The sequence below is a fragment of the Ruegeria sp. H7 genome (assembly GCF_056532945.1).
On sequence record NZ_JBQFNZ010000005.1, the window covers coordinates 165,304 to 189,366 of the forward strand.

Here is a 24,063-nt window from a genome sequence, read left to right on the forward strand (position 1 = left end):
TTCTCCTGTTAAGATGACAGCTTTCGTTTTCGGATATCCAGCGCCGGGATCACGCGCCCTTCGTGCTGGAAACACAGGTAGTCAACGCCAAACGTATCGCGCACACGCTCGGGTGTTAGAACCTCGGGGATCAGGCCGAAGCCGGTCATTCGGGTTGCCTTCATCAAAGCGATATGGGTGGCGAATTCGGGGATCATGACCAGATCGTGCACGATCATCACAACCGTAACGCCCAGTTCGGCCACCAGCGACAGCATGTGGCCCTTGGCATCGGGGTCGAGGTGGTTTGTCGGCTCGTCCAGAAACAGCAGCGATGGCCTTTGCGCCAGAGCCCGTGCGATATGCGCCCGCTGACGTTCCCCGCCGGACAGACGTTGCATCGGTTTATCGGCCAGCGGGACCAGTTCGGTGATCTCAAGCACCCGCTCAAGATCGGCCTTATGATCCTCGGCGGACCGGTCGGCCTGAATCGGGATTTGCCCAAGGGCCACATAGTCGCGCAGCTTCAGCCGGCCGTCAGGCAGTTCCTGTTGCCCGACAACGGCGATGGTGCGCGCCCGTTCCGGGGCAGACAATTGACGCAGGCTTTGCCCCTTGATCGTCACATCGCCAAGGGCCAGACGTTCGAGGCCGCAAAGCAGGTTCAACAGCGTGGTTTTCCCCGCTCCGTTCGGCCCGGCAATGGCCAGGATCGACCCCTCATCCAACGAGAAGGACACATCCTGTAGCAACACATCCCCATTCAGGGCGTAGTATTCGAGCCCCTTGGCAACCAGAAAACTCATATCTCGCCCTCTGTCGAAAGGCGCGGCAGACGCGCCAGAGTTTTGTAAAGCAGGGCAGGGGGCCGGTCGGTTGCGCTGGTCCAGCCGTCGTCACTGTCGCGGAACTGACGGGCAAAGGCGGCAATCGCGTCCAGATCGGCTGGGCTTTGGATATCGCCGAACAGATACTGCGCCTTGCCTTCGGCTTGCAGCCCAACGGTCATGGGGCGTTCGCACCCTGCCATGCAGGCAATCAACCGGGTCGCAAACTCCGGTGGTAGGGTTGCGTCCAAACTGGCCTTGGCTGCCTTGGCTTCGATTTCACCCTGACAGGTCGAACAGATCAGGACGAAGTGGTCAGCTTGGGATGACATGGCTGTCCCCGCTGCGGAAACCGCGCGAAAAGAAGACGCCACGCCCGCAGGCGAAAAATTGAGCCATCAAATCCTCCTTCCAGGACGCCCCGCCCCGGGTTGGTTGCACAGGTGATGGCAGGTCTCCTGACTTGCGGGTCGTGGCTTGGCCAACCTTCCCGACCTGTTCAGGCCAGTGGTGATTTGGCGTCGCTCTGCGCTTACAGTTGCGGGGGCAGTCACGGATTTGGCCGCAGGGCCGCACCGTATTCCCATTTTCATCCCGCAGGCATCGCTACGGGAACCATCGCTGGTCAGCTAGTCTGTCGCGGATTTAATTGTCAAGCGTTCTGGCCGAGATTTTGGCGACGCGGACTGAGTGTTTAGTAGTCCGCAACCAGCAAAAATTCCGGCGCTGCGTCCTCTTCAATGGTCGCGAACCGGGGGATCGGTTGCTCGAACACATTGTCCGTGCGGTCGTCATTGACGGTTGAGACTTCACCGATCAGACAATCGCCACGCTCGGCCCAGAAGGCATGCCAGATACCGGGCATCAGGGTAACGCTTTCGCCGGGTTTCAAGCGCAGCAATTCGCCGGGCGTGATGGTCACGTCGCAGCCATCGCTGGGCACAACAACCGGATTGTCGCGATCAATGCCGCCTTCGGGGTCTGAGGCGTAGATCTCCATCACCAGATCACCGCCACCCCGGTTGATGATGTCCTCGGCCTTGATGATATGGCGGTGCATCGGAGACAATTGTTTGTCGCGCGAAATCAGCAGTTTCTCGGCATAGAGCATACCGCGACCCTGGTTCAGATCATTCACGTCGCCATTGCGCAGGGTGAACAGGAACAGGCCCAGCTCATCAAACTTGCCCTGACCGTAATCGGTAATGTCCCAGCCCAACCCTCGGGCGCGGATCGTGTCGGCCTTTGCGCTGCGCATCTGATCAGGGGACCAGTCGGCGAAGGGCGGCAGGACCGCGCCGAAGGATTTGATGAAGGCCTGCGCCTCGGTCTTGATGTCGTTGATGTCGGATCGTTTCATGTCGGTTCCCTCGTGGGATCAAAGCTCATGCGCCCAGGGCGGATTTGCCCCGGCGCGGGATACGGTGACGGCGGCGACATCGGCGCCCAGGGACAAAGCCGCGCGCAGGCTATCAGGTGTCAAGGCGCGCAGGCCCTCTTTGCTCAGGTGCCCGGCGCGGTGGAGTTCGGCCAAAACGCCCGCGTTGAACGTATCGCCGGCGCCCACAGTATCGATAACCTGCACCGGTTTGACCGCCACCGAGGTCTCGGACCCGTCCGCCAGATAGCCTGTCGCCCCCTGTCTGCCGCGTGTCACAATCACCACGGACGGCCCGGCCTTCAGCAACAAGGGCACCTTCTCGGCATGGGTTTCCGGCCCGGGAATGATCCAATCCAGATCCTCGTCCGAAACCTTGACGATATCGGCCTGCGCGATCATGCGATTCAGGCGGGTGCGATAGCGGGTCTGGTCCTTGATGAATCCCGGCCGGATATTCGGGTCCAGCATCACCGCGCGGTCGCCGCCATGACGGTCGAGCAGCGCGGCATAGGCATCGGCACAGGGTTCACAAGCCAGGCTGATCCCCCCCAGATACAGGGTCGAGGTCGCCAGCAATTGCTGTGGCATATTCTCGGGCTGCAACATCCGCCCGGCCGTGTTTTCATCAACAAAATTGTACGAAGCATGCCCATCCACCAGCTTCACAAAAGCCAAAGTGGTCGGGCGGTCGCTGACAATCACATGCGAGGTGTCCACATGGCTTGCCTTCAGCGTGTCCGCCAATTGTGCGCCAAACATATCCGAGGACAGGCCGGTCAGCATCCCTACCGGCGCGCCCAAGCGCCCAAGGGCGATGGCCGTGTTGAAAATTGCGCCGCCGGAATGGGGCACATAGCCCTGCGCGCCTGAATTGGTCGGTTCGGCGATCATGTCGATCAGGGCTTCGCCACAACACAGGATCATCCCGCGGTCCTTCTTTGGAAATGGTCACACGGTTTTACCGCATGAGCGCATTTTTACAGAAGTTGTTAGCGCCAACAATGCCAAATTCGACCTGTTCCGAGATATAAAGGTTCATCCCTTGCCGCAAATCGCTGAATCGACCGCCTTGATTGAAGGCGTCCAGAAAACGCTCGCCGAACAGCCAGCGGTTCTTCTCCGCCACGCCGCCCACCAGGAACACGCCGCCCCGGGGGATCAAGGTGACGGCCAGATCACCCAGCAGAGCGCCCAGATGGGTCGTGAACATCTCGGCTGTTTTAATGGCGTGCGCATCCGATCCGTTGCGGGCGTCGTGAAGAATGTCCTTTGCCGGACGGTGCGGGACATCTGTGTGACCGGCGGCCAGTGCGATGGATTGATAGAGGACAGGCAGCCCCGTGCCGCTCAGGAACATTTCAGCTTCAAGCGTCAGGCCCTCGCCAAAGAAACAGTCCGGCGCGATGTGGCGGGCAGCTTCGAAAATATCAACCTCGTCCCGGTGGCGCGGGGATACGCCGACATGACCGCCTTCGCCCGAGGCTGTGTGGTAATGTCCTTCCGAATACAACAGCGCCCCGACACCCAGCCCGGTTCCCGGGCCAACGACCAGACGGGTGCCGGTTGGCGGTGTAGGGTCGCCTTGCAGTACGGCCACATCGGCCTCGGTTGCCTCGGCCACGGACCATGCCGCAGCGGTGAAGTCGTTGATCACATAGGTATGCCGCGCACCTGTGGCCTTGGCTAGCTCGGCCTCGGACAGGTCCAGATGGGCATTTGTCAGTTGGATGACGCCATCGCGAACCGGGCCCGCGCCTGCGGCGACAACAGCCTGAGGGTCGGTGCCGATGTCATCGCGCAGGCTGTGGAACGCCTCCAGCAGGTCGGGCAGGGTACCGGTCGGATGCTTGCGCAGATCCGTCAGCTCTCCGTTTGTGATGACCCCAAGCCGGGTGTTGGTGCCGCCGATATCTGCCACCAGGGTCCAATGCTCATGCACCGCACCTGCCGGTTGTGCCAGGGGCACCGCAACGGGTTCACCCTGAGCCAGAGCCGATTTCAGCGCATTAAACGAGGCTTTGGGTCTGCGCTCCAGCGTGTCGAAATCCACATCGACCAGCCCGAACCGCTTTTCATAGCCAAAAGCCCATTCGTAATTGTCCAGCAGGGACCAGATGAAATAGCCCTTGACCGGAACGCCCTGTTCCAGCGCAGTTTGCACCGCCGTAAGATGCTGATTCAGATACTCTATCCGGTCGTCATCCTGCTGCCGCTCGGGGCTGGCCATGCCGTTTTCGGTGACATAGATCGGCAGATCCCCGGTGTAGTCCCGCGCCGTGCGGGTCAGAAAACGGGAAAGGGCCGTCGGCTCGATCTCCCACCCCATCTGCGTTTTTGGCAGCGGGCCGGGCATCTCTTTCAGGCTGGGCCATGCGGTGTCGGACGGGGCGATCAGCTTGCGGGTGTAATAGTTCAGCCCACACCAATCGACTGGCGTTCCGATCGTTTCGAAATCGTCCTGCCAACCGGTTGGCAAGTGCTTTTCCAACCCGTCCAGCACATTCTGCGGGTAGGCTTTTTTGAAGACGCCACCCAGGAAGAACCGGTTGTAAATCCCATCATAAAGATCGGCGGCCTCGCGCGCTGTTGGGCTGCTGTCGGCGGGTTCGGCCCATTCCAGATTGAACACCGCGCCCAGATTGTTCATCCCCAGCCCCCGCATGGCCTGAATGGCGCGCCCATGGGCCAGCAGAACATGGTGCATGGCGCGCGCCGCCGCACGAATGTCGCGCATGCCGGGGGCGTGGTGCCCTTCGAAATGGCTCAACCAGCTCACGCACCAGGGCTCGTTGATCGGGGCGACGCTGTGCATACGGTCGCCGATGCGGCCCATGATGACCTCGGTGAAATCGGCGAACCACCCGGCAATATCGCGGTTGCGCCAGCCGCCGAGGTCGGCCAGGGCCGAAGGCAATTCCCAATGATAAAGCGTGGCGCAGGGGCGGATACCGCGATCCAGCAGCGCATCGGTCAGGCGGTCGTAGTAGTCCAGCCCGGCCTGATTGACCTGACCGCGCCCCTCGGGCATGACCCGCGCCCAGCTGGTTGAAAAGCGATAGCAATCAAACCCGGCATCGCGCACCAGATCGAAATCCTGCGGGAACCGGTTCAGGTGATCGCAGGCCAGATCGCCGTTTTCGCAGCGCACGACATTGCCGGGCGAGGCGGCGAAGGTGTCCCAATGGGTCTGGCCAGCGCCGCCCTTCGCGTGGCCTTCAATCTGATAGGCCGAAGTTGCCACACCAAAGAGAAAATCCTTGGGGAAATCAGCGCGGGTGTATTTCATTTTGTTACCTGCTTGGCACCGGGCCGGTTGATCTGCCCACGACCAGTTCCGCCTCGAGCAATTTGGTTTTGGTCGGATCGTTCGGGGACTTGATGCGCTCGATCAGCATGTCGGCGGCCAGTTCCCCTGCCTGACGTACGGATGAGCGTGTGGCTGTGAAAATGGGCACGTCCTGCCCGTTCTTGAGGTAGGACAGGTCGTCGTCATGGGCAATCACGGATACATCGCGGCCCATCTGCAAACCGGCCTCCTCCAAAGCGCGGCGCACACCAATGGCCGAGATCATGGAGGAGGTCAGGATTGCGGTGGGTGGATTGTCCAGCGCCAGCATGGCGCGGGTTTCGTGATGGCCGTAAACTTCGGTCATTTCGGCGCTGCGCATCAGATCGGGATCCAGCTCCAGCCCGGCCTGCGCCAGCGCAGCAAGATAGCCGTCGCGGCGGCGATGGGCGAAATCCATATCCTCAAGCCCGTTGATCAGCGCGATGCGGCGATGGCCCAGATCCAGCAAAAACCGGGTCGCGCGCTGAAACGAACTTTTGTTGTTCACGTCGATCCAGTCATAAGGCATGTCCACCCCAGTTGAACGTCCGTGCACGATAAACGGCACGGACATGCGGCTGAGCACTGAAATCCGATGCTCGTTCACCTTGGGACCTTGCAGCACGACCCCATCTACCGCGCCGCGTTGAAACAGGCTGCGATAAGCTTCTTCGATCGAGGTGTCGTCGGCATTAGTGAACATCATGTCATAGCCATGCTCGGCATATTTCTTTGCAGCACCGGCGACGAAATCCCCAAAAATCGGGTTCACCATTTCATGCTGGGATGAGCTGGGGATCACATGCCCGATCACCATGGATTTGCCCGTCGCCAGCCCTTTGGCCCGGCTGTTCGGTCGGTATCCATGTTTCTGCGCAGCGGCCTGAACCCGAACCCTCGTATCCTCGCTCACCTCCGGATAGCCGTTCAGCGCGCGGCTGACGGTTGTCTGTGAAAGACCCAGGACTTCCGAGAGCTGTTTCAGGTTCATGAGCGGTTCAAAGCGCCTTCAAATGAGGTGTTAAACTTGTTTTGTGGCCAAATCGACCATTCGTCAACCTGTATTCCGTCAATTCGAACTCTGCCAACCATAGTGCAGTATCAGAAACAGATTGTTGACAGAGGCTGAATGTTAGCGGATAAAGTTCCGCATCCAAAGCGCTTTGAAAAACGAATCTCAGAAGCGCGTTGTTGTCTTGGGAGGATTATTGATGAAACACTCGCTATATGCAGGCGCGGCGGTGCTCGCCCTGATGGCCGGGTCCGCGCATGCCGAAGGTGAAATGATTCACGCGGTCGGCGATGGAAACTTTGATTGGGATGGGTTGCAGGCTTTTGCCGATGCTCATGACCTGACCGGTCAGGACCTGACGATTTTCGGGCCATGGCTGGCGGGTGAGGGCGATTCTTTCGAGAACCTCGTGGCCTATTTCATCGATGCAACCGGCGCCAATGCCAGCTATGTCGGGTCGGATTCGCTGGAACAGCAGATCCTGATTGACGCTGCCGCCGGGTCGGCCCCCAACCTGACTGTCTTTCCGCAGCCCGGCCTTGCCGCCAACATGGCAAAGAACGGGTATCTGACACCTCTGGCCGAAGGGTCGGCGGATTGGATCAAAGAGAATTTTGCCGCCGGGCAGTCCTGGGTTGATCTTGGGACATTCGAGAATGCCGAAGGTGAAGACGGGTTCTACGGCTTCTTCTTCAATGTGAACGTGAAATCCCTGGTCTGGTACATCCCCGAGAATTTTGAGGATTTCGGTTACGAAGTGCCCCAGACCATGGAAGAGTTCAAAGCACTGATGGACCAGATGGTCGAAGATGGCGAAACGCCGCTTTGTGTTGGTCTGGCGTCTGGTGGTGCCACTGGCTGGCCCGCGACCGACTGGGTCGAGGATCTGATGCTGCGCACCCAGCCGCCCGAGGTTTATGACCAGTGGGTTTCGAACGAAATGAAGTTCGACGATCCGCGCGTGATCGCCGCGATCGAGGAATATGGCAGCTTCACCCGCAATGACGACTACGTCGTGGGTGATGCCGATGACACCGCCGCGATTGATTTCCGCGACAGCCCCAAGGGTCTGTTCGACAGCCCGCCGGCCTGCATGATGCACCGTCAGGCCTCGTTCATTCCGGCCTACTTCCCGGAAGGGACCGAACTGGGTGTGGATGCCGATTTCTTCTACTTCCCGGCCTATGCCGAGAAGGATCTGGGCACCCCGGTTCTGGGTGCGGGCACGCTGTTCACCATCACCAACCCGAACCCGGCGGCCGAGGCATTCATGGAATTCCTCAAAACCCCCTTCGCGCATGAGATCATGATGTCGCAGGACGGGTTCCTGACCCCGCATCTGGGGGCAAACCCCGAGAATTACGCCAATGACACGCAGCGCGGACAGGGTGAGATTCTGACAAACGCCACCACCTTCCGCTTTGACGGCTCTGACCTGATGCCCGGTGCGGTCGGCGCGGGGACCTTCTGGACCGGCATGGTCGACTATTCGTCGGGTGCGAAAGATGCCGCCACGGTTACAGGCGAAATCCAGTCCTCGTGGGATGCCGCGAAGTAACTGATGTTATGGGGCGGCCCACCGGCTGCCCCGTTTCCAAACACATGAGGGCGTCATGACACCGGCACTTCAGGGCCTGCTGACCATCATCATCGGTGTGTCGGGTTGCGTGGGCTACTTCTACCTCTCGAACCAGTTTCTGGACAAAGTCCTGTTCCCGCCGCGCGGGCCGAATGCGGGACGCAACATCAACCGCGCAAACATGATCCGGCCCTGGCTGTTTCTGTTTCCCGCGCTGGCCGCACTTGGCCTGTATCTGGCCTATCCGGTGGTTGAAACCTTGCGTCTGTCCCTCACGGAACGCGTGCCCGGCGGCGGGTACAGATGGGTCGGGCTGGAAAACTACGGCCAGATGGCCGCCGAGCCAAAATTCTGGGAGGCCATGCGCAACAACATGCTGTGGCTGATCGTGGTGCCTGCGATGTCCACGGCCTTTGGTCTGCTGGTTGCGCAACTGACCGACCGCATCCGCTGGGGCAATCTTGCCAAGTCGCTGATCTTCATGCCGATGGCGATTTCCTTCGTCGGTGCATCGGTCATCTGGAAGCTGGTCTATGACGCCCGGCCAGCCGAGCAAGACCAGATCGGCATCCTGAACGCGCTTTATATCTTCTTTGGCGGGACCGAGCCGCAGACATGGCTGACGGTGCCGTTCTGGAACAGTTTCTTCCTGATGATCGTCCTGATCTGGATCCAAACCGGCTTTGCGATGGTGATCCTGTCAGCGGCCCTGCGCGGTATTCCCGAAGAAACGATCGAGGCCGCTATTCTGGACGGGGCCAACCCGTTTCAGATTTTCTTCAAGATCAAGGTGCCGCAGATCAAGACAACCATTCTCGTCGTCTGGACGACGATCACGATCACGGTGCTGAAGGTCTTTGACATCGTCTTTGCCATGACCAACGGGCAATGGGAGACGCAGGTCCTGGCCAATTACATGTATGACAAGCTGTTCCGGGGCGATGACTGGGGGGTCGGTTCGGCCTCGGCCATGGTCATCATGCTGCTGGTAACCCCGATCCTTGTCTGGAACGTGCGCAATGCGCGCAAGGAAATGGAGTAGCGGGTATGAGCGATATTGCAGGAACCAAACCCGCCCTCAGATGGGTGGTTCATGGCTCGGTCATCTTTCTGGTCGTGCTGTGGCTGGTGCCGACACTGGGGCTGTTGATTTCTTCGTTCCGCACGGCGGATCAGATTTCCAGCAGCGGCTGGTGGCGCGCCATGTTCCCGTCGGAACAGAACCTGACGATCCGCGCCGCCGCGCCCGAAACTCAGGTGCAACAGGGTGATCTGTATGTGATCGAGGGCAACCTGTTCGACGAAGCGCAGCAGGCGACGATTTCAAAATGGGGGATCAGCGCGCGTGAGATCGATGCCTTCGCACCCGGCGATGTGGCCGAACTGCGCAGGGGCGGTACAATCACCGTGGACGCAGAGGGCAACTACCGAATGGAGAACTCCGAGGCGTTCACCGGCAATCGTGGCGCGCGTGTCTTTGTCACCGCCAAAGTACCGTCGGAATTCACGATGGAGAATTACGGCACCGTATTGCTGAGCAACAGCGGTGACGACAATATGGCCAAAGCGTTCTTCAATACGCTGACGGTGACGATCCCGGCGACGATCATCCCGATCCTTGTGGCGGCTTTTGCAGCCTATGCGCTGGCATGGATGGATTTTCCGGGCCGTGCGCTGCTGATCGCGGCGGTGGTCGGCCTTCTGGTGGTGCCGCTGCAGCTGGCCTTGATCCCGTTGCTGAAATTCCACCTGAATATCGGCATCGGCAAAGGCTATCTGGGTGTCTGGCTGGCCCATACGGGCTTTGGGATGCCGTTGGCGATTTACCTGCTGCGCAACTACATGGCCGGATTGCCACGTGATCTGATCGAAAACGCGCGCGTCGATGGCGCGACCGAGTTCCAGATCTTCACCAAGCTGATCCTGCCGCTCAGCTTCCCGGCGCTGGCTTCATTCGCGATCTTCCAGTTCCTGTGGACATGGAACGACCTGCTGGTCGCCAAGGTTTTCCTGATCGATGCAACCGGTCAGACCACCGTAATGACCAACCGGATTGTCGAGCTTTTGGGAACCCGAGGCGGCAATTGGGAAATCCTTGCGACAGCGGCCTTTGTGTCGATCTTCGTGCCGCTGGTCGTGTTCTTCGCAATGCAAAAATATCTGGTCCGGGGCCTGTTGGCCGGATCTGTCAAATAGAGGCGTCTGATGAACGTGCAAAACATCGTGGACATTTCCAAATCGACCAAAGCAACGTCCGAGTGGTGGCGCGGCGGTGTGATCTATCAGATCTATCCGCGCAGCTTTCAGGACAGCAATGGTGACGGGATCGGGGATCTGAAAGGCATCACCCAACGGTTGGATTACATCGCGTCGCTTGGCGTGGATGCGATCTGGATTTCGCCCTTCTTCAAATCCCCGATGAAGGATTTCGGTTACGATGTAAGCGACTATCGGGACGTGGACCCAATGTTCGGCACGCTGGCGGATTTTCAGGACCTGCTGGCCAAGGCCCATGCCAAGGGCTTGAAGGTGATGATCGATCTGGTGCTGTCGCACACCTCGGACCAGCATCCGTGGTTCAGCGAAAGCCGGGCCAGCCGAGACAACCCGAAATCCGATTGGTTTGTCTGGGCCGACCCCAAGCCGGACGGCACACCACCTAACAACTGGCTGTCGATTTTTGGCGGCTCGGCCTGGCAATGGGATTCCCGCCGTCTGCAATATTACCTGCACAACTTTCTGACCTCGCAGCCCGACCTGAATTTTCACTGCGTTGAAGTACAGGGCGCGCTGCTGGACGTTGCGCGATTCTGGCTGGATATGGGCGTTGACGGGTTCCGCCTGGATACCATCAACTTCTACTTCCACGACAAAGCGCTTCGGGACAATCCGGCGCTGCCCGAGGATCAGCGCAATGCCTCGATCGCGCCTGCGGTGAATCCGTATAACCATCAGGATCACCTGTTCTCAAAAAGCCAGCCGGAAAACATCGCGTTTCTGGAACGTCTTCGCGCATTGACCGACGAATATGAAGGCCGCGCCTGTCTGGGCGAGATCGGGGATGCCCAACGCGGGCTTGAGATCATGGGCGAATACACCACCGGCGATAAGCGAATGCATATGTGCTACGCGTTCGAGTTTTTGGAAAAGCGCGCGCTGACGGCCGACTACGCCAAGCAGGTCTTTGATCAGTTGGAAACGAAAGCAGGCGACGCCTGGCCCTGCTGGGCGTTTTCGAACCACGATGTCGCCCGCCATGCCTCGCGCTGGAACCTGACCGAGGCTGCCGCACGGCAACATGCTGTGTTGATGATGTGCCTGCGCGGTTCAGCCTGTCTGTATCAGGGCGAAGAGCTGGGTCTGCACGAAGCGGATGTGCCCTTTGAAAAACTGCAAGACCCTTACGGCATCGAGTTCTGGCCCGAATACAAGGGACGCGACGGTTGCCGGACGCCGATGGTCTGGGCCGCACAGGATGAGCATTCCGGTTTCAGCGCGGCTGAGCCATGGCTGCCGGTCAGCATGGCGCAGGCTGAACAGGCGGTGGATCGGTTGGAAAATGATCCGATGTCGATGCTGAACCACTATCGCCGTGCCATTGCCTTGCGTCAGTCGCATTCCGCGTTGGCCTCGGGCACGCAGACGCGGATGGAGCAGACCGGACCGATCCTGACTTTCCTACGTGAAGATGAAACCGAACAGGTGTTCTGCGCCTTCAATCTGGGCTCGGACAGCGCCGATCTGCGTCTGCCAGAAGGTGACTGGCGGCCAATTGGTCAGGACCTTGGCGCGGTGGATGGCACCGGGCAAGTCACACTGAACGAAGCACAATTCTGCCTGATGATCAGGGAAAAGGGGTAAAGCCATGTCTGAACTCAAGCTGACGGACGTTGCCAAGTCCTATGGTCCTGTTGATGTCCTGAAACATATCGATCTGGACATCGAACAGGGTGAGTTGATTGTCTTCGTCGGCCCCTCGGGCTGCGGTAAATCCACCTTGCTGCGGATGATCGCAGGGTTGGAGAAGATCTCTGGTGGCACGCTAGAGATCGAAGGGCAGGTCATGAACGAAGTCCCGCCTGCGCAGCGCGGCATCGCCATGGTGTTCCAATCCTACGCGCTCTATCCGCATATGACCGTGCGTGAGAACATGGCCTTTGCCCTGAAGATCGCCAAGATGCCAGCCTCCGAGATCGACGCCTCGGTCGAGCGTGCCGCCAAAATCCTTCAGCTCGAACCGTTTCTGGATCGTTTGCCCAAAGCGCTGTCAGGCGGTCAGCGGCAACGGGTGGCTATCGGGCGCGCGATTGTACGTGATCCGAAGGTGTATCTGTTCGATGAACCGCTTTCGAACCTCGATGCCGCCCTGCGCGTGGCCACAAGGATCGAGATTGCGCGTCTGAAAGAGGCGATGCCTGACAGCACGATGATCTATGTGACCCACGATCAGGTCGAGGCCATGACGCTGGCCAGCCGGATCGTGGTTCTGGCCAACAAAGGGATTGCGCAGGTCGGAACTCCTTTGGAGCTTTATGAAACGCCGGACAATGAGTTTGTGGCGCAGTTCATCGGCTCACCCTCGATGAACCTGTTGCCGGGCACGATCACGGGCACCGGGCAGATGACCACTGTTTCGCTGGCCTCTGGTGGCACGGCGGTTTCGACAATCCCGACCGAGGCTGGGGACGAAGGCAAACAGGTCAATATTGGCGTTCGGCCCGAAGATTTTGTCCTGACCGACAGCGATCCGATCCTGTCCGGCACCGTCGATTTCACCGAAGCCTTGGGCGAGGTCACACTGCTTTATTTCGAGAAATCCGAAGGGGCAGAATCGGTCATCGCCAAACTGCCCGGCGTGCAACGAAACCTGCGGGGCCAGACCGCGTCGGTGACCGCCGCCCCGGACAAGGTGCATTTGTTCCACAACGGAATGTCGATGCGAAAATAACCGAAAACAAGGGCCGTGCGGGGTGCTTGACAAGCGCGCCCCTCGTATTCCACCATATTTGAAACGTTTCAATGGTGGGATATGCGTATTTCCGCGCAACTTTACACAGTCCGGCATTGCGGGGGTCTGGCCGATCAGCTGGACATGGCGGCGACCTGCGGTTTTGCGGATGTCGAAACGACGGGCTTACACGAACTGACGCCGTCCCAGATGGCAGAGATCGTTCAACGCTCGGGCCTGCGGGTGCGGTCTGCCCATTTTGACTGGGAAGAGTTCGAAGACCGGTTTGATGAGGTCTCAGCGGTTCTGAACCTGTTGGATTGCCCGGTGGCAATAATGCCCTGGCTGTCACCAGAGATGCGCCCAAAATCTCGTGCAGACTGGTCCAAGGTGGCGCATCAGCTATCCGAGTGGGCCACCCGTTTGGCCGCGCAGGGTGTCAGGCTGGGGTATCACAACCATGATTTCGATCTGCAGGGCGAGGCGGGTGACACTCCGCTGGATTTGATCCTGTCGCAAGGCAACATCTACTGGCAGCCCGATATTGGCTGGGTTGTGGCGGTGGGTTTGGATCCTGTGGACATGGTTCAGCGCCACGCGGGTTCGATCCTGTCCATCCATGCCAAGGATATCGATCCGACCGAGCAAGGCGATGATCGCTGGCGCGATCTGGGGCAGGGAGTTGTTGATTGGGGGCCTTTATTGGCGGCTCTTGCACGCACAGGCTGCGCGGATTTGTTTGTCGAACATGACGAAAGCCCCGACCTTAAAGCCACGCTGGAAACCGGGCGCAGATTTCTGGAACAACATCTGAGGAAAGCGGCGTAGTGGCGCGGGCGACGATCAAGTCGATTGCCCGTCAAACGGGCTATTCGGTGGGAACCGTCTCGAACGCCTTGCGCGATGATGCATCTGTCAGGCGCGAAACGCGCGAGGCGATCCAGAAGGTTGCGCAAGAACAAGGGTACCGGGTCAATCTGGACGGCCTGAAACTGCGCACCAACAAATCCTATCGCATTGCGGTTCTGGTTGGCGTCTCGGCTCATGAGCCTGAGGAGTGGGAAGGTGTTGAATTCACACGTATTCTGTCCGGCATATCGGGCGCCCTGCAGGGCTCACGCTATCAACTGAGCGTATTCAGCGTCTCGGACCTGAACGGCGCCATGACGACTTTGCGCAATATCGTGCAAGAGGGTCTGGCCGATGGGGTGATCTTTTCGGGTACGCTCAGGAACGATCCGCGCATTGCGTATTTGCAAGCACAGAACTTTCCCTTCGTGACATATGGGATGAGCGATGCCACCCAACCCCACCCCTATGTTGATTTCGACAGTCAGGCGGCAGCATTTGATGCGACCTGGCGACTGATCCGTTTGGGGCACCGCAGGATCGCGCTGGTCAATCCACCGTCCGAGTTGATCTATGCGTCGCAGCGGGAAGAGGGGTATGTGCAGGCTCTGACCGCCGCGCAGATCGGATTTGCCGAAGACCTTGTATTCAACGGGCCGACCACGGCATTGTCGGGCGAAATGGCTTTCCAGACATTTGCGCGGCTTTCAAACCCACCCACAGCCATCATCTGCGCCAATGAGGCGATGACGCTGGGCGTCTTGTCCTCGGCTGCCAAATCCGGCGTGCAGGTCGGGCGGGATGTGGTGGTAATATCGACCGATGATCTGCAACTCAGCCAGTATTTCGTACCGCCGCCCAGCACCTACTACCTGCCGATCAGCGAAACCAGCCGTCTGCTGGGCGAGTTCATGCTGAAATCCCTGGACGGGGCCGACCCGTCCGAGACCCAGAAAAAGATCAGGGCCACCTTAATCGAGCGGCAACCTGACACCCCCGCGCCGGAACTGGCGCAATCCAACTGATCCAACAAAGGAGAAACCGAACATGTTCAAACATCTATTTGCCGCAGCGGCCCTTGCCGCGATGACCGCGCCCGCAGCTTTTGCCGCTGATCTTGAGGGGCGCGTGCTGAAGATCGGGACAGATGCCACCTATCCGCCGATGGAAACCGTGGATGAAACAACGGGTGAGATCGTGGGCTTCGACGTAGACGTGATGAATGCAATCTGCGCCAAGGTCAATTGCGTGCCCAACTTCGTCAACACCGCCTGGGACGGTATCTTTGCCGCGCTTCAGCAGGGCGAGTTCGATCTGGTGATCTCGGGCGTGTCGATCACCGATGAACGCGAAGAGACCATGGATTTTTCCGAACCCTACATCATCGTCAGCCAGGCCATCCTGCTGCAGGTGGACAATGGCGACATGACGCTGGATGACTTCAAGGCCGGGGGTCAGAAACTGGCCGCGCAGACCGGTACCACCAACGCGCAACTGGCCGAAGAACTGGTCGGGCGCGAGAACGTCAGCCTGTATGACAACTTCTCGGCCGCCATTCTGGCGCTGCAAAACGCCGATGTGCAGGGGGTGATCATCGACGGCACCTCGGCTTCGGCTTACGAGCAGGAGTTCGCCGGAGAGCTGACCGTGGGCATCACCGGCCTGCAATCCGACCCGCTGGGCATCGTGTTTCAGGAAGGCGACCCAACCGTGGATGCGATCAACACCGGGCTGGCCGCCATTCAGGAAGACGGCACTTTGGACGAACTGAAAGCGAAATACTGGGGCACCAACTAATCCCATAAGACACGAACAGCCCCGGCGGACCCAATCGCCGGGGCTTTGACTTAGCGGAGAACCCCATGTCGCGCCTCAGCTCGATCCGCCCGAGCAACCTTGTGTTGCTCGCCGCCGCGCCGTTTATCATTTACCTGTTCGCCACGTCGTCGAAATACCTGCGGTCCCTGGTGGCCATTCTGGGGATCGGCAACAATGCGGGGCCGATCTTTGTGGGCTTTCTGCTGGTCCTGACGGCCTCAATCCTTGGATACCTCTGCGCCCGGCACACCCGGTTCCAATCGCAAGCCCCCCTTTGGTTGCGCCTCGCCGCGCTGGCAGCGTTTCCGGTGGCGGTTGGCTTGTCGATACTGGCCCTTGTCGCACCGCAAATGCTGATGCCTTTCGCCGAATCCGTGTTCTTTCATGCCCTCAGCGAAAACACCTCGAACCTGATTGACCGGTCCAACCAAACCTGGGTGCTGTTCCCCGAGGTGGTCGCGCAGGTGCAGACGGGTTTACAGGTTCTGCTGGCGGCTTACGCAGTGATCATCGCGCTGTGTTCGGTCTCGGACCGTTTGCCCAATCCGATGCGCGGGTATGTGCAGTTGGGGTTTGAAATCCTGACCGGGGCCGCATTGTTCTATCTGATGTTCATGGCCCATTGGCAGTTTGCCACCGGCGTCGCCATCACATTCCGCGCGGCGATCTTTGCCTACATATTTGCGGCCATCCTTGGGCTGATCTGGGTTGGACTGCAATCGTTCAAGGCCAAAGCACGCACGACGATGATCTACGGTGCGATCAGCCTGGCCTTATTGGCCATTTCGACGTTTTTCTTCATGCAGCCAAAGGTGAGCTATATCCTCGTCGGCAGCACCGAGGCGCGGATCGCCATCGTGCGCGGCACGCCGCAAGCGCAGGCCGATATCATCCGGTTTGGCGAATTCGATGGCGGCGGAGATCAACAATACCGCATCCGCAGCGCAACCGATGCCGCCAGCGCGCTGGAGCAGATAGAAACGGTCGACAGCGTATCCGGTGCGTTTGTGCCGGTCGAGGCGCATACGCAGGGCTATCCGGTGCTGTGGCAGACCAGCTTTCTGCCCGACAAGTACCGCAACCCGGCGCTGGCATTTGCCGTGTTCGGCTTTCTACTGCTGACCCTGACCATTGGCGGCGCGCAACACAAACTGCACCCGCTTGCCGTCGGGGCCGAGTTCTTTGTGGACACGATCCGGGGCATCCCGATGCTGGTGATCATCCTTTACATCGGTCTGCCTCTGGCCGGGGCCGTGAAGGACGCCACAGGCGGCGGTATCGACATGACCAACATGACCCGCGGGATCATCGCCATCTCGGTTGGGTATTCCGCCTACATGGCCGAGATTTTCCGGTCAGGGATCGAAGCCATCCCCAAAGGGCAGTTAGAGGCAGGCAGTTCGTTGGGCCTGTCCCGCTGGCAAACCGCGCGGCTGATCGTGCTACCGCAGGCGCTGCGGATCGTGACACCGCCCTTGGGCAACGAATTCATCGCGATGATCAAGGACACCTCGCTGCTGTCGATCCTGTCGGTGCGTGACATGACCCAGCGGATGCGAGAGTTTCAGGCCGCCAGCTTCCTGCCCTTTGCGCCCTTCAACACGGCGGCGATCCTGTATGTCGTGATCACTTTGGGCTGCGCCAGCTTCCTGAAATGGATCGAACGCCGCACCGCGAAGGACACCAGATGAGCCGGTTGGAACTTGGCGTTTGCTACTACCCCGAACAATGGGACCCGTCCCAATGGCGTGACGATGCGGCGCGGATGGTTGAAATGGGGCTGGATTGGGTGCGCATTGCTGAATTCACCTGGGGGCTGATCGAACCAAAACGCGATCAGTTCGAATGGGGCTGGCTGGATGAGGTGATCGGTATTCTGGGCGATGCGGGCCTGCGTGTGATGATGTCGACGCCGACAGCCTCGCCGCCAAAATGGCTGATAGATGAGCACCCCGAGATCCTGCCCGTCGGCCCTGACGGTCGCGTGCGTGGGTTCGGTTCGCGCAGGCATTATTGTTTCTCCAGCGAAGTTTATTTGGAAGAAGCCCGGCGTATCGCGACCGAATACGCGCGGCGGTACGGCCAGAACCCGCATGTTCATGCCTGGCAAATCGACAATGAATACAATGACCACGACACGGTGCTGAGCTATTCGGACGCCGCCCGCGACGGGTTCCGCCGCTGGTTGCAGGGCCGTTACGGCTCGATTGAGGCGTTGAACGATAGATGGGGCACGGTGTTCTGGGGAATGCTCTATTCCAGCTTTGACCAGATCGAATTGCCCAACGGGCTGGTTGCGACGCCGAACCCGACCCATGCGCTGGATTTTGCGCGCTATTCCTCGGATCGGGTCCGAATTTTCAACAAGGCGCAGGCGGATATTCTAAGGGAACATGCGCCGGGCCGGGACATCACCCACAACTTCATGGCAGGTAGTTTCGAGTTCGATCACCACGCCGTTGCCAAGGATCTGGATATTGTCGGGTTTGACAGTTACCCGCTGGGCAACCTGTTGGGATCGACCCTGTCGGACGCGGACAAGCACCGCTATCTCCGTAGCGGCGCGCCGGATTATCAGGGGTTTCACTGCGACCTCTATCGCTCGCAAGGGCGGGGGCGCATGTGGGTGCTGGAACAGCAGCCCGGCCCGGTGGACTGGGCCGAGAAGAACCCCTCGCCTGCGGATGGCATGATCCGGCTTTGGACATGGGCCGCATATGCCCATGGTGCGCAGGCGGTGATGTTCTTTCGCTGGCGGCAGGCCCGCTTCGCGCAAGAGCAATATCACACCGCGCTGCTTCGTTCCGATGGCAGCGCGGATCAGGCGGCAATTGAACTGGCGCAGGTGGCGGTCGAGCGCGATACGTTGCCTCCGGTACAGCGGGAAAGGGCGCAGGCGGCGATCCTGCTGGATTATACCTCAATCTGGGCCGCCGATATTCTGCCCCATGATGACGCCTTTCCAAACGCCCATATCCTGCGGGAATGGTATGCCGGATTGCGCGCGCAGGGCGTTGATCTGGATTTTATAGGGCCAGATGACGACCTGTCCGGGTATCGCCTGATCGTGATTCCTCAGGCCATGATCGTCTCGCCTGCACTGGCGGAAAAGCTTCAGGCCAGCAAGGCCAAACTGCTGATCGGCGCGCGCGCTGGCAGCAAGACCGAGGACATGCACACGCCATCAAATCTGGCGCCTGGCGTGTTGTCCGATCTGGCGGGTGTCCGGGTTCTGCGGGTGGAATCGCTTCCCGATCTGGCACAGGAATCCGTCCGGATGCCCGATGGAACAACGTATCCCTTCACGGGCTGGCGCGAGGTCATCGAGACCGGTGATCAGGTACTTGGCTGTTTTTCAAGCGCTTACCGGGATGGAAGCCCGGCGATTGTGCGGTCAGAACGGGCGACATATCTGGCCATGATCCCGCGCGGCGACCTGTTAATGGCTGTTTTGGTAGACGTTCTGGACTGGGCCGGACTACGGAAAACGGACTGCGGGCCTGATCTGTGGATCACCTGCCGGGGTGATCTGGTCTTTGCCTTCAACTTCGGCCCCGATGCACAGGATCTTAAATTCGACGATTCACGCCAGTACGTTATTGGTAGTTCGAGAATCCCGCCCTATGGTATCGCTGTCTGGCACGAGTCGTGACACCCTCACGGAAAACACCGGACGTGGCTGCAAACTGGACTCATGGAAACTGGCAACTGTCACTTTTGGACAAAAAGCTCTGCCGCAACATTCTGGCCTGCAATCACATAACAAAAACAAACGTCCAACTATGGGAGACATCAAAATGGTAGAACGGAAATCCCTTTCCAGACGCACGGTGCTAAAAGGCGCAGGCGCGGCTGCATTGGCCGCACCGCTTTACAGCAAAAGCGCGCTGGCGTCGTCGGGTGAGATCAATATCCTGATGTGGTCGGACTACCTGCCGCCCAGCTTCATTGAGGAATTCGAGACGCTGACCGGCATCAAGGTGAACTACACCGGTATCGGGTCGAACGAAGAAATTATCAACAAGATGAAGGCCACCAAGGGCCAGGGTTTTGACATCGTGTCGCCCACCAACAACCGCTCGCTTCAGTGGGAGCCGCTGGAACTGCTGCAACCGTTCGACATGAATAAGGTGCCGGTTGATCTGGTGAACCCGGCAATGGCCAAGATCGGCACCGACGCGTGGAACTTTGGTGACAGCGGCGCACACTGGCTGCCGCATATCTGGGGCACCGAAGGCATCGCCTATCGCACCGACCTGTGGCTGCCGGAAGGCGACGCACCGTCCTATGGCGACGTCTGGTCGGAAGAGAACGCGGGCAAGACCATGGGCCGTGCACATTCGATGATGCTGGGCGCGGGTCTCTACATGGAACGCTCGGGCGAGATGGAGCCGGGTTCGGTCTGGGCCGCTTATGGTGACGAAGACACCATGCGCAAGGTCTGGGGTCAGATCACCGACTGGTGCGTGGCGCGCAAGGATCGGATCAAGCTGATCTGGAACGACGCGGATACGCAGAAAAACGGCCTACTGAACGAAGGCGTTGTGGTCGGCCAGACCTGGGACGGCCCGCCGCTGGCCCTGAAATCGGCCGGTGAGCCTGTGCACTATCAGGCACCGGTCGAAGGTGCGATGGCTTGGGTCGACGGTATCTCGATGCCAACGGGTGCTGCCAATATCGATCAGGTCTATGCCTTCATCGATTTTGCCTATCAGGCGAAGCCGGCCGGTGTTGCGATTGATAGCCACGGGTACAACTCGCCCGTTCTTGGTGCCGACCAGTATTCGGGCGACACCTACAAGAAGAACTTTGCCGAAGCCTATCCGGGCGACTCGCTGGCCAACCTCAACCCGTGGCCTGCCGAAGCGCCCTGGTATGCGGAAACCCGCACCGAGTTCGTCAACAAGTTCAAAAGCGCCTAAGCGTTTCGAACCCCGGCCCCTTGCATATGCGGGGGGCTGATCCCTGCGCGCCCTTGTGGCGCGACAGGCCTATCAGGGTGCGAAAGTCATGTGCCCCAGACGGAGATATCTAAAATGAGTGCAGGGGTCGGAGTAGATCTGGAAAACCTGTGGATCCGTTTCGGCGATTTCGTCGCTGTGCGCGATGCCAATGTGAACATCAACGGGGGCGATTTCTTTTCGTTTCTTGGCCCCTCGGGCTGTGGCAAGACAACGATCCTGCGCGCGGTTTCGGGGTTTCTTGATCCCAGCGAAGGCAAGGTGCTGATCGGTGGCAATGACATGCGCGGGATCGGACCCAACAAACGCCCGACCGCATTGATCTTCCAGAACCTCGCGTTGTTCCCGCTGATGAAAGTGTGGGAGAACATCACCTTCTCGATGGAGATCAAGGGGGCCAGCGCCGCGCAACGCCGCAAACGCGCGGACGAGTTGCTGGACATGATCGCGCTGCCGGGGCAGGGCGACAAACTGCCCAGCGAGCTTTCGGGCGGTCAGCGTCAGCGCGTCGCCATTGCCCGCGCGCTGTGCGCCGAACCCGACGTGTTGCTGCTGGACGAACCGCTTTCGGCGCTGGACCTGAAACTGCGCCAGCACATGCGCACCGAGCTGCGTGAAATTCAACAGCGTGTCGGCATCACCTTCATCTACATCACCCACGATCAGGGTGAAGCGCTGACCATGTCGGACAATATCGCTGTCATGCGCGCCGGGGTGATCGACCAGATTGCCGATGGCAAAACGATTTACAACGATCCCAACACGGCCTTTGCGGCCTCATTCGTGGGCGAAAACAACGTGTTCCGTGGCAAGATCAAACAGGTGATGGGCAACGAGGCGCTGATCGCGACCAACCGCTCGGGCGATTTGGTGGCGCGGATTTCGTCCGCCAATCAGGGCAAGATGAAAGAGGGCGATGACGCGATGATGTTCATCCGCCCCGAAGCCTTTGCCATTGCCCCGGATGGCGCGACCGGAGATCACTTTGTCACCGCCCGCGTCAATCACGAAGAATTCGAGGGCAACGTCTTCAACATCTTCACCGAAGGCGACGGCGGGAAAGAGATCAAGGTATCTCTGCCAAACCTGGGGCAATCCTTCGAAGATCACACCGGCCAGACCATCACGCTGGAATACGAGGCCCGCAATGCGGTTCTGGTTCCTGCGGGTGAACTGGCGGCAGAGTAAGGGGTTCAACAGATGCCCCGATTTCTGAAAGACTTCTTCAACCGCAATGGCACCGGCATGGGGTTGATGATCCTTGGTCTGGTCCTGTTCTGGACCATTGGCCTGATCATCCTGCCGCAATTGTCGATGCTGGACTTTTCGTTCCGTCCCAACCTGCCGCCGCCTGAAATTGGTGGCCCCAAGGACGTCTATACGCTGGAGAACTACAAATACCTGATCTACGGCCCCGAAGGCGGCAGTCAGGCTTACAACGCGGTCGATCTGCGCGTGTTCTTCCGAACGTTGCTGGCGGCGGTCTGTGTGACGATCTTCAACCTGATCCTGTGCTACCCGATTGCCTATTACCTGGGTCAGTCCAAGGGCAATCACATCCGCATTTTCGCGATCATGCTGATCATCCCCTATTGGATCAACGAGATCCTGCGCGCCTTTGCCCTGCGGATCATCTTTGGTGAGACCGGGGTTCTGAACACCCTGTTCATGGGTCTGGGTATCTGGGATACGCCGTTCGATTTCATCCGCAACGACATCGCGCTCTATGCCGGTTTGGGCTACGCCTATATCCTGCTGATGATCTTCCCGATGTATAACGTGATCGAAAGTCTCGACGGCAATCAGATCGAGGCCGCGCGCGATCTGGGTGCCCCATGGTGGCGCATTCACTGGCGGGTCGTGATCCCCTATGCCAAGCCGGGCATCAGTTCGGGCTGTACGATGGTCTTCATGCTGTCCGCCGGTGCGCTGGCCGCGCCGCAAATTCTGGGCGGGCCGTCCAGCCTGTGGTTCACGCAGCTGATCTATCAGCAGTTCAACGACAACAATGACTGGCCACAAGGGGCCGCCTACGCCATCGTGCTTCTGGTGACCTGTATCCTGTTCGTGCTGGCCGTGATGCGCCTGTTCAAGGTGAACATGGGGGATATCGGGAAATGAATAATTCCTTCCTCCGCATAAGCATCTGGGTCTATCTGACGATCTTCTTCCTGTACCTGCTGGGGCCGCTGGTGATCATGTCGATCACCGCCTTCAACTCGCCCAGCTTTCCCAGGATGAGCCCGTGGGAATGCCTGACCTTCCAGTGGTTCGGAGAGCTGTTTCAGGATCAGCGCATCCTGAACGGCATCAAGAACTCGCTGATCATCGGGGCCGGGACGGTTGTTCTGTCGGTGGCAATGGGTCTGGCCGGGGCGCTGCTGCTCACGCAGATCTGGCCCAAGCTGCGCGCGACCTATTACACGATCATCATCGCGCCGATCCTGATCCCGGGCGTTGTTCTGGGTATCTCGACGCTGGTGTTCTGGGACCGGATCAACCGGATGCTGGGGCTGGGTGCGGACAGTGTGTTGTCGAACGGGATTTTCCTGACGGTGATCGGCCAATCCACCTTTATCGCCAGCTATTGCATGCTGGTTCTGGTGGCGCGTCTGCAACGCTATGACGTGGCGCTGACCGAGGCGGCGCTGGACCTTGGTGCAACCCACGCACAGGCGTTCCGCAAGATCCTGCTGCCCTTCATGCGCCCGGCGATTGCGTCGGCGGCGGTGCTGGCGTTCCTCGCCTCGTTCGAGAACTACAACACCACCACCTTCACCTTTGGGGAATACCCGACGCTGACCATCGAACTGGCGCAGAAGGTGCGTTATGGCATCACGCCTTCGATCTCGGCGCTGGCCTTTATCATCGTGGTTCTGACGGTGTTCTTTGCCCTGCTGAACGAGGCCAAGCTGAAGCGTCAGGAACTGGTGGCCGCAGCGCGCAAGAACGCCACTGTTGAAGAACTGGCAGGCAAGATCAAACTGCCCAGCTTCTTCGCGGGCAATATGGCTGCGGTTCTGCTGGTGGTCTTTGCGGTTGCGACGATCACAGTCGTCGGCACGGCTACGGCCTACAACCCCGGTCAGTGCATCGCCGACGTGCGCGAGCAAAAACAGCTGGAAGCCGAACAGCGCATTCAGGAACTGCGAAAGCAGCGCGAGGAGCGCCGCAAACAGCGCGAGGCGGAAGAGGCCGAACAAGGCACAACGCAAACCGCGCCGAAACCGTCGAACAACAGCGGGTTCGGAAACGTGTTTGCCCCCAATGCGCTGGGTGGCGGAGAGGCCGAAGACGATGAGTCAGAGACCGAAGAGCAACCATCAAACAATGGCGGCTTTGGCGGGGCCTTTGACCCCAACAGTCTGCAAAGCGACTAGT

The 24,063-nt window shown here is 59.4% G+C and carries 20 protein-coding genes, 1 pseudogene and 1 riboswitch; of the genes and pseudogenes, 14 read left to right on the plus strand and 7 right to left on the minus strand.

The features are described from left to right. Positions 1–8 precede the first annotated feature (8 nt). The 7 genes and pseudogenes from ACR0AC_RS12780 to ACR0AC_RS12810 all read right to left on the minus strand — a co-directional run bounded on the left by ACR0AC_RS12780 (position 9) and on the right by ACR0AC_RS12810 (position 6,506). Positions 9–785, minus strand: coding sequence for an ABC transporter ATP-binding protein (locus tag ACR0AC_RS12780; RefSeq protein ID WP_480873857.1), 777 nt, complete (start codon positions 783–785; stop codon positions 9–11). Then, the gene (locus tag ACR0AC_RS12785; protein ID WP_480873860.1) at positions 782–1,138 is read right to left on the minus strand and encodes a DUF1636 family protein; all 357 of its coding nucleotides are present in this window, start codon (positions 1,136–1,138) and stop codon (positions 782–784) included. Before ACR0AC_RS12785 ends, ACR0AC_RS12780 begins: the two co-directional genes overlap by 4 nt. A gap of 99 nt (positions 1,139–1,237) precedes the next feature. Further along, a riboswitch (cobalamin riboswitch) is annotated at positions 1,238–1,441 on the minus strand. A 59-nt stretch (positions 1,442–1,500) separates the two neighbouring features. After that, positions 1,501–2,166 carry a D-lyxose/D-mannose family sugar isomerase gene (locus ACR0AC_RS12790; RefSeq protein WP_170453815.1) on the minus strand — a complete coding sequence of 222 codons (666 nt, stop codon included), beginning with the start codon at positions 2,164–2,166 and terminating at the stop codon, positions 1,501–1,503. Between the two features lie 18 nt (positions 2,167–2,184). Continuing rightward, complete coding sequence (locus tag ACR0AC_RS12795; RefSeq protein WP_480873863.1) at positions 2,185–3,111, minus strand: carbohydrate kinase family protein; 927 nt, start codon at positions 3,109–3,111, stop codon at positions 2,185–2,187. Between the two features lie 34 nt (positions 3,112–3,145). Continuing rightward, positions 3,146–4,153, minus strand: a complete 1,008-nt coding sequence (locus tag ACR0AC_RS12800) for a glucokinase (protein ID WP_480874038.1) — start codon at positions 4,151–4,153, stop codon at positions 3,146–3,148. 18 nt (positions 4,154–4,171) lie between these two features. Continuing rightward, positions 4,172–5,473: pseudogene (locus tag ACR0AC_RS12805) on the minus strand (GH1 family beta-glucosidase); the annotation flags it as partial. 4 nt (positions 5,474–5,477) lie between these two features. Further along, positions 5,478–6,506, minus strand: a complete 1,029-nt coding sequence (locus ACR0AC_RS12810; protein ID WP_170453812.1) for a substrate-binding domain-containing protein — start codon at positions 6,504–6,506, stop codon at positions 5,478–5,480. 220 nt (positions 6,507–6,726) lie between these two features. Here ACR0AC_RS12810 and ACR0AC_RS12815 point away from each other — a divergent pair, with 220 nt between their 5' ends. The 14 genes from ACR0AC_RS12815 (at position 6,727) to ACR0AC_RS12880 (ending at position 24,062) form a co-directional block, all read left to right on the plus strand. Then, on the plus strand, positions 6,727–8,085 hold the full coding sequence (locus ACR0AC_RS12815) for an ABC transporter substrate-binding protein (RefSeq protein WP_170453811.1): 1,359 nt from the start codon (positions 6,727–6,729) through the stop codon (positions 8,083–8,085). Positions 8,086–8,140: 55 nt separating this feature from the next. Then, on the plus strand, positions 8,141–9,148 hold the full coding sequence (locus ACR0AC_RS12820) for a carbohydrate ABC transporter permease (protein WP_170453810.1): 1,008 nt from the start codon (positions 8,141–8,143) through the stop codon (positions 9,146–9,148). A gap of 5 nt (positions 9,149–9,153) precedes the next feature. Continuing rightward, positions 9,154–10,302, plus strand: a complete 1,149-nt coding sequence (locus tag ACR0AC_RS12825) for a carbohydrate ABC transporter permease (protein WP_170522762.1) — start codon at positions 9,154–9,156, stop codon at positions 10,300–10,302. A 9-nt stretch (positions 10,303–10,311) separates the two neighbouring features. Further along, the gene (locus tag ACR0AC_RS12830; protein WP_480873868.1) at positions 10,312–11,967 is read left to right on the plus strand and encodes an alpha-glucosidase; all 1,656 of its coding nucleotides are present in this window, start codon (positions 10,312–10,314) and stop codon (positions 11,965–11,967) included. 4 nt (positions 11,968–11,971) lie between these two features. Further along, positions 11,972–13,054, plus strand: a complete 1,083-nt coding sequence (locus tag ACR0AC_RS12835) for a sn-glycerol-3-phosphate ABC transporter ATP-binding protein UgpC (RefSeq protein WP_170453807.1) — start codon at positions 11,972–11,974, stop codon at positions 13,052–13,054. A gap of 81 nt (positions 13,055–13,135) precedes the next feature. Further along, positions 13,136–13,882 (plus strand): sugar phosphate isomerase/epimerase family protein, encoded by a 747-nt coding sequence (locus tag ACR0AC_RS12840; RefSeq protein WP_480873871.1) that lies wholly within the window; start codon positions 13,136–13,138, stop codon positions 13,880–13,882. Continuing rightward, positions 13,882–14,928, plus strand: a complete 1,047-nt coding sequence (locus ACR0AC_RS12845) for a LacI family DNA-binding transcriptional regulator (protein ID WP_480873874.1) — start codon at positions 13,882–13,884, stop codon at positions 14,926–14,928. Before ACR0AC_RS12840 ends, ACR0AC_RS12845 begins: the two co-directional genes overlap by 1 nt. Before the next feature lie 22 nt (positions 14,929–14,950). Continuing rightward, positions 14,951–15,700 carry a basic amino acid ABC transporter substrate-binding protein gene (locus tag ACR0AC_RS12850; RefSeq protein ID WP_170522780.1) on the plus strand — a complete coding sequence of 250 codons (750 nt, stop codon included), beginning with the start codon at positions 14,951–14,953 and terminating at the stop codon, positions 15,698–15,700. Positions 15,701–15,765: 65 nt separating this feature from the next. Further along, the gene (locus ACR0AC_RS12855) at positions 15,766–17,412 is read left to right on the plus strand and encodes an amino acid ABC transporter permease (protein ID WP_480873877.1); all 1,647 of its coding nucleotides are present in this window, start codon (positions 15,766–15,768) and stop codon (positions 17,410–17,412) included. Beyond that, complete coding sequence (locus ACR0AC_RS12860) at positions 17,409–19,373, plus strand: beta-galactosidase (protein WP_480873880.1); 1,965 nt, start codon at positions 17,409–17,411, stop codon at positions 19,371–19,373. Before ACR0AC_RS12855 ends, ACR0AC_RS12860 begins: the two co-directional genes overlap by 4 nt. Positions 19,374–19,518: 145 nt before the next feature. Next, positions 19,519–20,643 (plus strand): extracellular solute-binding protein, encoded by a 1,125-nt coding sequence (locus ACR0AC_RS12865; protein WP_170523054.1) that lies wholly within the window; start codon positions 19,519–19,521, stop codon positions 20,641–20,643. Positions 20,644–20,757: 114 nt separating this feature from the next. After that, positions 20,758–21,870, plus strand: coding sequence for an ABC transporter ATP-binding protein (locus tag ACR0AC_RS12870; protein ID WP_170453800.1), 1,113 nt, complete (start codon positions 20,758–20,760; stop codon positions 21,868–21,870). Positions 21,871–21,882: 12 nt separating this feature from the next. Further along, positions 21,883–22,803, plus strand: a complete 921-nt coding sequence (locus tag ACR0AC_RS12875) for an ABC transporter permease (protein ID WP_170453799.1) — start codon at positions 21,883–21,885, stop codon at positions 22,801–22,803. Then, positions 22,800–24,062, plus strand: coding sequence for an ABC transporter permease subunit (locus ACR0AC_RS12880; protein ID WP_170632371.1), 1,263 nt, complete (start codon positions 22,800–22,802; stop codon positions 24,060–24,062). The genes ACR0AC_RS12875 and ACR0AC_RS12880 overlap by 4 nt, the downstream gene beginning before the upstream one ends. Position 24,063: the final 1 nt, after the last annotated feature.

What these genes read in the sequence shown, in the direction of transcription:
- ACR0AC_RS12780 (WP_480873857.1), bottom strand. Translation starts at nt 785, where the DNA reads ATGAGTTTTCTGGTTGCCAAGGGGCTCGAATACTACGCCCTGAATGGG.
- ACR0AC_RS12785 (WP_480873860.1), bottom strand. Translation starts at nt 1,138, where the DNA reads ATGTCATCCCAAGCTGACCACTTCGTCCTGATCTGTTCGACCTGTCAG.
- ACR0AC_RS12790 (WP_170453815.1), bottom strand. Translation starts at nt 2,166, where the DNA reads ATGAAACGATCCGACATCAACGACATCAAGACCGAGGCGCAGGCCTTC.
- ACR0AC_RS12795 (WP_480873863.1), bottom strand. Translation starts at nt 3,111, where the DNA reads ATGATCCTGTGTTGTGGCGAAGCCCTGATCGACATGATCGCCGAACCG.
- ACR0AC_RS12810 (WP_170453812.1), bottom strand. Translation starts at nt 6,506, where the DNA reads ATGAACCTGAAACAGCTCTCGGAAGTCCTGGGTCTTTCACAGACAACC.
- ACR0AC_RS12815 (WP_170453811.1), top strand. Translation starts at nt 6,727, where the DNA reads ATGAAACACTCGCTATATGCAGGCGCGGCGGTGCTCGCCCTGATGGCC.
- ACR0AC_RS12820 (WP_170453810.1), top strand. Translation starts at nt 8,141, where the DNA reads ATGACACCGGCACTTCAGGGCCTGCTGACCATCATCATCGGTGTGTCG.
- ACR0AC_RS12825 (WP_170522762.1), top strand. Translation starts at nt 9,154, where the DNA reads ATGAGCGATATTGCAGGAACCAAACCCGCCCTCAGATGGGTGGTTCAT.
- ACR0AC_RS12830 (WP_480873868.1), top strand. Translation starts at nt 10,312, where the DNA reads ATGAACGTGCAAAACATCGTGGACATTTCCAAATCGACCAAAGCAACG.
- ACR0AC_RS12835 (WP_170453807.1), top strand. Translation starts at nt 11,972, where the DNA reads ATGTCTGAACTCAAGCTGACGGACGTTGCCAAGTCCTATGGTCCTGTT.
- ACR0AC_RS12840 (WP_480873871.1), top strand. Translation starts at nt 13,136, where the DNA reads ATGCGTATTTCCGCGCAACTTTACACAGTCCGGCATTGCGGGGGTCTG.
- ACR0AC_RS12850 (WP_170522780.1), top strand. Translation starts at nt 14,951, where the DNA reads ATGTTCAAACATCTATTTGCCGCAGCGGCCCTTGCCGCGATGACCGCG.
- ACR0AC_RS12855 (WP_480873877.1), top strand. Translation starts at nt 15,766, where the DNA reads ATGTCGCGCCTCAGCTCGATCCGCCCGAGCAACCTTGTGTTGCTCGCC.
- ACR0AC_RS12860 (WP_480873880.1), top strand. Translation starts at nt 17,409, where the DNA reads ATGAGCCGGTTGGAACTTGGCGTTTGCTACTACCCCGAACAATGGGAC.
- ACR0AC_RS12865 (WP_170523054.1), top strand. Translation starts at nt 19,519, where the DNA reads ATGGTAGAACGGAAATCCCTTTCCAGACGCACGGTGCTAAAAGGCGCA.
- ACR0AC_RS12870 (WP_170453800.1), top strand. Translation starts at nt 20,758, where the DNA reads ATGAGTGCAGGGGTCGGAGTAGATCTGGAAAACCTGTGGATCCGTTTC.
- ACR0AC_RS12875 (WP_170453799.1), top strand. Translation starts at nt 21,883, where the DNA reads ATGCCCCGATTTCTGAAAGACTTCTTCAACCGCAATGGCACCGGCATG.
- ACR0AC_RS12880 (WP_170632371.1), top strand. Translation starts at nt 22,800, where the DNA reads ATGAATAATTCCTTCCTCCGCATAAGCATCTGGGTCTATCTGACGATC.